Below are 7710 nucleotides of genomic sequence, written 5' to 3' on the forward strand. Positions count from 1 at the left end.
AGCGCGCTTCATGCCGTTTTGCGAAGGATCATCCCTGGAAATTTGGACCGCGCTTCAGTTCAGGCGCGCTTGTCCTGCACCGCGCACTTCACGTCGGAGACGATGCAACCATCGACCAACTTGATGATGCGATCGGCCAGCTGGAAGTACTGGTCGTCGTGAGTGATGATCAGAACGGTCTTGCCGCGCCGTTTGAGGTCCGGCAGCAGTTCCTCATAGAAGAAGCGCTTGAATGGCGGGTCCTGGTCGGCGGCCCATTCGTCCAGCAGGTAAATCGGACGGTCTTCCAGATAGGCGCAAACCAGGGCCAGGCGTTTCTGCTGGCCGTATGACAAGGCTTTGGTAGTTGAATAACCCTGCCCTTCGATTTTGACCTTGTCTTCCAGGCCCAGAGTCGACAGGTATTTCTGCGCCTGGTCGGTGCTGGCCAGTTCTTTCTCGTCAGGACCTATCAGCCGGTTGAACAGATGGAAGTCGGAGAACACTGCCGAGAACAGATCGCGATAGTGGCTGCGCGAGTCTTCGGTGATTGCCGTACCGTCGAGCAGTAGCTGACCTTCTTTCGGGATGTACAGGCCGCAGAGCACTTTGGCCAGGGTACTTTTGCCACAACCGTTGCCGCCGACAATGTAGATCAGCTCACCGGACTGGATTGTCAGGTCGATAGGCCCCAGGGCAAACCCGGAATTGCTCAGTGGGTCCGTGTAGTTCATGTGGACGTTTTTCAGCTCGATCCTGCCCCAGGACTTCTTGTGATCGAGGAGCAGCACATTGTCGGCGTCGCTGGTTTCCGGTTCCGGGTGCGGTTCGTTGATGGAGAATCCGAAATCCGCCAGACGTGTGCAGGCGATACGTCCTTGGGCCAGCATCGGCATGGTGGTGACCAGCATCACCAGCGGGCCCATGATGTACAACACCGCCAGCACGCTGGCGCTCATGGTCTTGGCATCGATTACAGCGAACATGGGAGCAGCGAACAACAGGCAACCGATCAGCAGCGACAGGGTCAACTGGCCAACGTTGTCAGCGGTGGTGTACCAGAGCCGTTCGATGTAGTTGTACCTCGCGACCCGGGCCGAAGACTCCTGGATCGCCGAGCGACTGAACCAGCGGCGACGAATACCGTTGAGTTTCAGTTCCTTGAGGCCGAACACAAGCGCGTGTGTGTATTCGTTGAATGCGGTGAACTCGTCGCGCACCTTGTGGGTGTACTTGATGCCGCCCGCGAAAAATAGCAGGTACAGTACGACTCCCAGCACCATCAGCCCGATGGTTATTGCGAACACCACCCAGGACAGGTAAGCCAGATAGGCAATACCAAACAGAAATACCGCCGACTCCACGAGGATCGTTGGCATGATCAATAGCGTGGCGTTGAGTTGCGGAATATCGCTGGTGAGCATCGTCAGGACATTCGGCGCACCGCGGCGGTCGACTTCCTCAAGCGGCGTGCCGAGGATCTTGCGGCACAGGGCAATGCGCAGGCGGGTCATGATGCGCATGCTGGCGTAGGCTGGAAACAGCGCCGCACCGTTGCGGAAAACCAGGGCAACCAGGCTCAGGCCAACGAACCAGAACAACGACTCACGCTGAAAGGTCTCCTCGTGAATCGCCTGGTTGATCACATTGACAACGGCAATGGAAGCCACGCCGCTGATCAGACCCGTCAGCAGCGTAAAGAACGTCAGCCAAGGATGGCTGCTCCATAGCAGACGCATTATCGAGCCCGGTCTGGTCTTCTTCTCTTGCTTGGTTTTCATTGCTTGCTGTCCTTGTATGCATTGGCCCGCGCGGGCGCCGGTGGTTGAACGCCCTGGCGGTTTCACTGGATATCGATCATTCAGGCCGGTCGCCAGACATCGCCCCGAGCGGTCATTTCACCCATGGCCACGACGATCAGCCGGGGTTCTTCATAAGGGTCACGGGCATGGGCGACGAGCATGTTGTCAAGCATCACGACATCGCCCTTTCGCCAGTCGAAGCGCACCGCGCACGCCTCGTAGGCATCACCGATCAAAGCCATCACCGAGTCTTCGATGGCTGAGCCGTCGCCATAGCTGACCATCCGTGGCAGGCGGTCGGGGCCAAACATGTCGAGCAGGTCCTCGCGCAGTTCCTCGCCCATGCAATAGGGGTGATGCAACTGCACCTGATTGAAAAAACCACGCTCGCCGGTGAACGGATGGCTGATTACCGCCGGGCAGAGGGTGCGAAGCTGCAGGGTGTCGCCGTCGAGCCATTCGAAGTCCGTACCCTGCTCGCGGCAACGCTGTTCGATAGCGCTGCGTTCGGAGGTGCCGAAGAACGATTCCCAACTGGGCTCGACACCGGCTGTGAAGGTGCGGCTGTAAAGCAGACCTTTGCTTTCAAAACGCTCGATCACCTCTTTCGGCAGGTAGGCGAGCACTTGGCGAATGTCCGCCAGTGGCGTCGCCCCGCCCACTTGCGATGGCTTCTCACAGAAGAACCATTGCTTGCGTGGCCAGCTTTCCAGGTGAGAACTCTCGTTGTGATAAAGGATCATCTCGCGCTCGGGATACGGCGTTGAGCGATAGACATTACGCCCGCCTTCCTTCTTCGGAAGGTCGCCATACGTGCCGTGCAGGCCAGGCGACAGCGCCTCGGCAAACGCTTCGAAGGCGGCGACCGAAGGCAGGTCAAACCCGCGAAACAACACTGCGCCGTGACGACACAGCAGCGCCTCAATCGCCTCGCGTCGCGCGCTGGCCCACTGGGCCGGGTCCAGTTCATCAACGGTTGGCTCGACCACTATCGGCAAACTGATGTCGGCCGCCAGCAGGGACAACCGCACCGAGGGGTCAGCGGCCTTGTCGGGCCAGCTTGGCGCATCCGCTTGCCGTTGGTCAGCGAAAACGGGCGCAGTGTTAGCTTGAAGACTCATGAACAAACTCCTGGACCTCAGCCCTTCACATCCACTTTTTGTATGGAGCCAGACCAGCACGCTCCGGCACCGCGCAAGAATCAAAACACTGATGACCAGAAGCGTCTGTCACCGCAATCCGGGACAGCGGTCGCACAGCGGGTCGATGCGTGGTGATGAGATTGGGCAGGCTTTGTCCCCATTTCCCTCGACAGACGCCGGCTGACAGTCGGTGCTGAAATGCGACAACTGCGGATCATGCCGGCCCATTGACGGATTCCTCAGGCCGCAGGGATGTCTCGATTGCAGCGGATTTGAACGCTGCATCTGGTTATTACACAGGAGCCTTGGTCATGCCGATTACGAACACTGACGAATCGCCTAACGCCGCGTCAGCCCCTCTCAAGCCCGGTGCTTTCCTGCACGAGATATTCAGTGACAGGGCGCGACAATTTCCCGAGCGTACCGCCGTCAGCGATGCGGCCCGGACGTTGAGCTACGCACAGCTCGACGCGCTGTCGACAAAGCTGGCTGCACGGTTACGCGATGAAGGTGTGACCTATGGCACGCGTGTAGGTATGTACCTGCCGCGCAGCGTCGATCTGGTCACCAGCCTGCTGGGTATTCTCAAAGCCGGTGGCACCTATGTGCCGGTCGACCCGCAATACCCTGGCAAACGCGTCGAGCACATCGTGCGCGACAGCGAGCTGAGCCTGGTCATCGGTGATGCCGCCAACCTGCCGAAAATACCGTCCCTGCGCGTATTGGCGCTCGACGAGTTACTGTCCGCGCCGGCGCTGCAACCGGCCGCTGAAGACACCCGTATCGACCCGAGTAATTCCACTGCCTACATCATCTACACCTCTGGCTCCACCGGTGAGCCCAAGGGCGTACAGGTTTCCCACGGCAACGTCAGTCGCCTGCTGGAAAGTACTCAACGCGCCTACGGCTTCAACGCCCAGGACGTCTGGTCGATGTTCCACTCCATCGGTTTCGACTTCTCGGTCTGGGAAATCTGGGGTGCCCTCGCCCACGGCGGCCAGGTGGCCGTTGTCCCGTATGACGTCTCGCGCTCTCCTGCCGCTCTGCGTCAATGGCTCGCCGATCAGCGCATCACCGTACTCAGCCAGACGCCATCGGCTTTCCGTGGTCTTGATGAGGCCGATCGTGGCAACACCGCGCCGCTGGCGCTGCGCTACGTAGTGTTCGGTGGCGAAGCGTTACCCGCCGCTGTGCTGCGTCCCTGGGTCGAGCGCCATGGCGACCAGAAACCTGCACTTATCAACATGTACGGCATCACCGAGGCCACCGTTCACACCACCTTCAAGCGAGTGTTGGCGCAGGACCTGGAAACAGCGGCCATGGTGTCGCTGGGCAAGCCATTGGACGGCTGGCGCCTGCACCTGCTTGACGCCAGCCTGGCGCCGGTGGCGGCAGGCACTACCGGCGAGCTGTACATCGAAGGTGCTGGCGTGGCTCAGGGCTACCTGAACCGTGAGGCGCTCAACGTCGAGCGCTTCGTCGAGTTGCCCGGTGCCATACGCGCTTACCGTACTGGCGACCTGATGATCCTGGAGAGTAATGGCGAATACCGTTATGCCGGTCGCTGCGACGAGCAATTGAAAATCAGCGGTTTTCGCATCGAGCCAGGCGAGATCGAAGCCTCTCTGCAAACCAGCCCCAGCGTGGCCGCTGCCCATGTCGGCGTACATGATTACGGCGATGGTGACCTGCGCCTGGTGGCTTACGTGGTACCAGGCCAGGGCGTCGATGCCTGGACCGAACAGGCTCGCAGCGAAGTTGCCGCGTTGATGGCCGAAAGTTTGCCGGAGTACATGCGGCCCTCGGTGTATGTGCCGCTGGCAGAACTGCCGGTGACTCATCACGGCAAAATCGACAAGCAACAACTGCCCTCGCCTGCCGCTGGCACGGCGCCTTCAAGCGCGGCAGACGTCAAGGGCCTCAGTGAACAGGAGCACTTCGTGCTCAAGGTCTGGAGCGAAGACCTGGGTCTGAAAAACATCGGCGTCAATGATGATTTCTTCGATTCCGGCGGCACTTCACTGGCATTGATCCGCTCGCTGAGCAAGCTCAAGACACATTACAAAATCAACCTCGACCCCGGGATCCTGGCGGACGGCGCAACGGCCAAAGTTCTGGCCGACCACATCTCCCGTAGCCTTGTTCAAGCCCATTGACCGAAAAGGAAAAGCTCATGAGCAAAAAATTCGCTTTAACTGCGGAACAGCGTGCCTCGTTCGAGAAAAATGGTTTTATCGGTCCGTTTGACGCCTATTCGCCAGAAGAAATGAAAGAAACCTGGAAGCGCACCCGTCTGCGCCTGCTCGACCGCAGCGCCGCGGCCTACCAGGATCTGGACGCCATTTCCGGGGGGACCAACATCGCCAACTACGACCGCCATCTGGATGATGATTTCCTGGCCAGCCATATCTGCCGCCCGGAAATCTGTGACCGTGTCGAAAGCATCCTCGGACCTAATGTGCTCTGCTGGCGCACCGAGTTCTTTCCCAAGTATCCGGGCGATGAAGGCACCGACTGGCATCAGGCCGATACGTTCGCCAATGCTTCCGGCAAGCCGCAGATCATCTGGCCGGAAAATGAAGAGTTCGGCGGCACCATCACCGTCTGGACGGCGTTCACCGACGCCAACATTGCCAATGGTTGCCTGCAGTTCATTCCTGGCACCCAGAACAGCATGAATTACGACGAAACCAAGCGCATGAGCTATGAACCCGATGCCAACAACTCGGTGGTCAAGGATGGCGTGCGTCGCGGTTTCTTCGGTTACGACTATCGGCAGTTGCAGATCGATGAGAACTGGAAACCCGACGAGGCCTCTGCTGTGCCCATGCAGATGAAAGCCGGGCAGTTCATCATTTTCTGGTCAACGCTGATGCATGCGTCCTATCCGCACAGCGGCGAATCACAGGAGATGCGCATGGGCTTCGCGTCACGCTACGTACCGTCGTTCGTGCACGTCTATCCGGATTCGGACCACATCGAAGAGTACGGCGGCCGCATCAGCCTGGAGAAATACGGCGCGGTGCAGGTGATCGGTGACGAAACACCCGAATACAACCGTCTCGTGACCCACACCACACGCGGCAAGAAATTCGAAGCGGTCTGACCCACAGACGTCAGACGAACGTAGCCTCGCGCAATGTGCCTGAAAAAAGCGCCCAACAAAGAGTGTAGATCCATGACTATTTCCTCCGATGCAGCGATGCGTCTGTGCGAGACGGTGAGGATGCTCAGGCACCTTGCCCTCAATTTGCCCGATCCCGTGTGCCTGAGCTTTCTCGCCCGGGACAACGACCCGCTGCCAGAGCCGGCGTGCTCCAGCGTGCGAGCCACAGAGCGGGCGATCAATGCCGCGTTTGCGCGCATTGGTGTGCGCACCCTGCAGTACTTGCACGGTGGCGAGGCACAACTGTCGTCGTTCGAATACTTTATAAGCCGCAAACTCTGCGAGGCGCTCGACTACAGCTACGAGCACTTCGACGATGCTGAAGACGTCACCGCCTTCAATCGACTGCTCAAGCATTTTGAATTCAGCGGTGCAGTGCCGCACATCGAGACATTGCACCTGACCACCCGTGACCATGCGCCTTTGCTGGTGCATGCGAGCGCCAACCGCGAGCTGCCTCCCGTGGTTCTGGCATTGCCTTGCGGCATTCCGTTCGATCTCTGCCGCGACTGGTTCAATGCCTTGAGCGAGCGGTTTTTTGTCGTGACCTGGGAGACCCGAGGGCTGTTCGGTGCCTGCGAGGCATTCGACCAGATCGCGGTGGACACCGATGCCCAGGTTGCCGACATGATCAGCGTAATGAATCACTTCAGGTTATCAACCGCACATCTGATGGGTATCTGCGGCGGCGCAGTGATCGCCCTGAGCACCGCTGCTGCCCACGCCGACCGGGTCAACTCCCTGAGCCTGTGGCATGGGGATTACAACCTGGGCGACAACGACCTGCGCACCGCTCACCAGCAAAACTTCGAGTGGCTGATGGAAAGCGCAGCTCAGGATCGTGGCGAGGCTGCTGACCTGCAAACGATGTTCCTGGACCAGGCGACGCTGGCCACCACCCCTGAGCCCATTGCCCACGTGGTGCTTTACCCCTACGTCAATCCCGAGTTGTTTTATCGCTATGCGCGCCTGAATGACGCGCTGAACAAGACCGAGCTGGCACCACGACTGACGCGCATCACCGCGCCAACCCTGGTGGTGGCGGGCGATGCCGACTCGACTACGCACATCGGCGGCTCACGGTATATCGCCGCGTCGATCAAGGACGCCACGCTGCACGTAGAGCGCGATGGCAGCCACCTCGCGTTCTTTGCCTCAAGCCATCAATCGAAACAAACCGCCTTCAGCTTCCTCGAAGAAGTTCTTCAGCCCGCTGTTGCCTGACAGTGGTTCGATACCTCGTCGAGTAAAAAAGGGGGGCTCAGGCCCCTGACTTTACTCTGCGCGGCGACCTTGAGCGCGGCGGCGACCGGCTCACCTTCAAAGCGCCACACTGGCGAAGCACCAACCTTCCTTCACCGACCCGCTCCATAGGCCAATGGAATCGGTCCAGGCCTTTATACCGGCGAGGCGCAGCGTAGCCTTGAGTCATTGATCACCCAGCCCGGAAGACCACCGCGCGCAGTTGTCCCAGCTTCCCATGACAGACATCCCCAGGTGGATGCTCTATTTTTTTTTCAATGTTCTTAATCCTCCCGCCGACTGGCATTCGTCCAGCGCCATGCCGCGCCGCCCTTCGACCGGAGACGAGCCAATTGATTTCGCAAACAGGTGCTTTGAG

At 59.4% G+C, this 7710-nt stretch carries 5 protein-coding genes; 3 read left to right on the forward strand and 2 right to left on the reverse strand.

Features of this window, described 5'->3' with window-relative positions:
- Window positions 1–59: 59 nt before the first annotated feature.
- Entirely contained in the window at window positions 60–1760 is a 1701-nt protein-coding gene (locus JOE34_RS18640) for a cyclic peptide export ABC transporter (protein ID WP_046266454.1), read from the reverse strand.
- 80 nt (window positions 1761–1840) lie between these two features.
- Window positions 1841–2902: a TauD/TfdA family dioxygenase gene (locus tag JOE34_RS18645; protein WP_024959042.1), complete on the reverse strand. Its 1062-nt coding sequence runs from the start codon at window positions 2900–2902 to the stop codon at window positions 1841–1843.
- A gap of 332 nt (window positions 2903–3234) precedes the next feature.
- Here JOE34_RS18645 and syrB1 point away from each other — a divergent pair, with 332 nt between their 5' ends.
- From syrB1 to syrC, 3 genes are all read left to right on the forward strand, one after another.
- A complete protein-coding gene (gene syrB1 / locus JOE34_RS18650) occupies window positions 3235–5079 on the forward strand; it encodes a syringomycin E biosynthesis L-threonine--[L-threonyl-carrier protein] ligase SyrB1 (protein ID WP_209996423.1) in 1845 nt (614 codons plus the stop codon).
- Window positions 5080–5096: 17 nt separating this feature from the next.
- Entirely contained in the window at window positions 5097–6029 is a 933-nt protein-coding gene (syrB2, locus tag JOE34_RS18655; protein WP_003383694.1) for a syringomycin E biosynthesis L-threonyl-[L-threonyl-carrier protein] 4-chlorinase SyrB2, read from the forward strand.
- A 72-nt stretch (window positions 6030–6101) separates the two neighbouring features.
- Window positions 6102–7313, forward strand: a complete 1212-nt coding sequence (gene syrC / locus JOE34_RS18660; protein ID WP_046266456.1) for a syringomycin E biosynthesis aminoacyltransferase SyrC — start codon at window positions 6102–6104, stop codon at window positions 7311–7313.
- Window positions 7314–7710 lie beyond the last annotated feature (397 nt).

The sequence above is a fragment of the Pseudomonas sp. PvP028 genome, from assembly GCF_017832255.1.
GTDB lineage: Bacteria > Pseudomonadota > Gammaproteobacteria > Pseudomonadales > Pseudomonadaceae > Aquipseudomonas > Aquipseudomonas syringae.

Bases quoted from the DNA above. Each gene is read 5' to 3' on its own strand.
- syrB2 (WP_003383694.1), top strand. From the start codon at position 5,097: ATGAGCAAAAAATTCGCTTTAACTGCGGAACAGCGTGCCTCGTTCGAG.
- syrC (WP_046266456.1), top strand. From the start codon at position 6,102: ATGACTATTTCCTCCGATGCAGCGATGCGTCTGTGCGAGACGGTGAGG.
- JOE34_RS18645 (WP_024959042.1), bottom strand. From the start codon at position 2,902: ATGAGTCTTCAAGCTAACACTGCGCCCGTTTTCGCTGACCAACGGCAA.
- syrB1 (WP_209996423.1), top strand. From the start codon at position 3,235: ATGCCGATTACGAACACTGACGAATCGCCTAACGCCGCGTCAGCCCCT.
- JOE34_RS18640 (WP_046266454.1), bottom strand. From the start codon at position 1,760: ATGAAAACCAAGCAAGAGAAGAAGACCAGACCGGGCTCGATAATGCGT.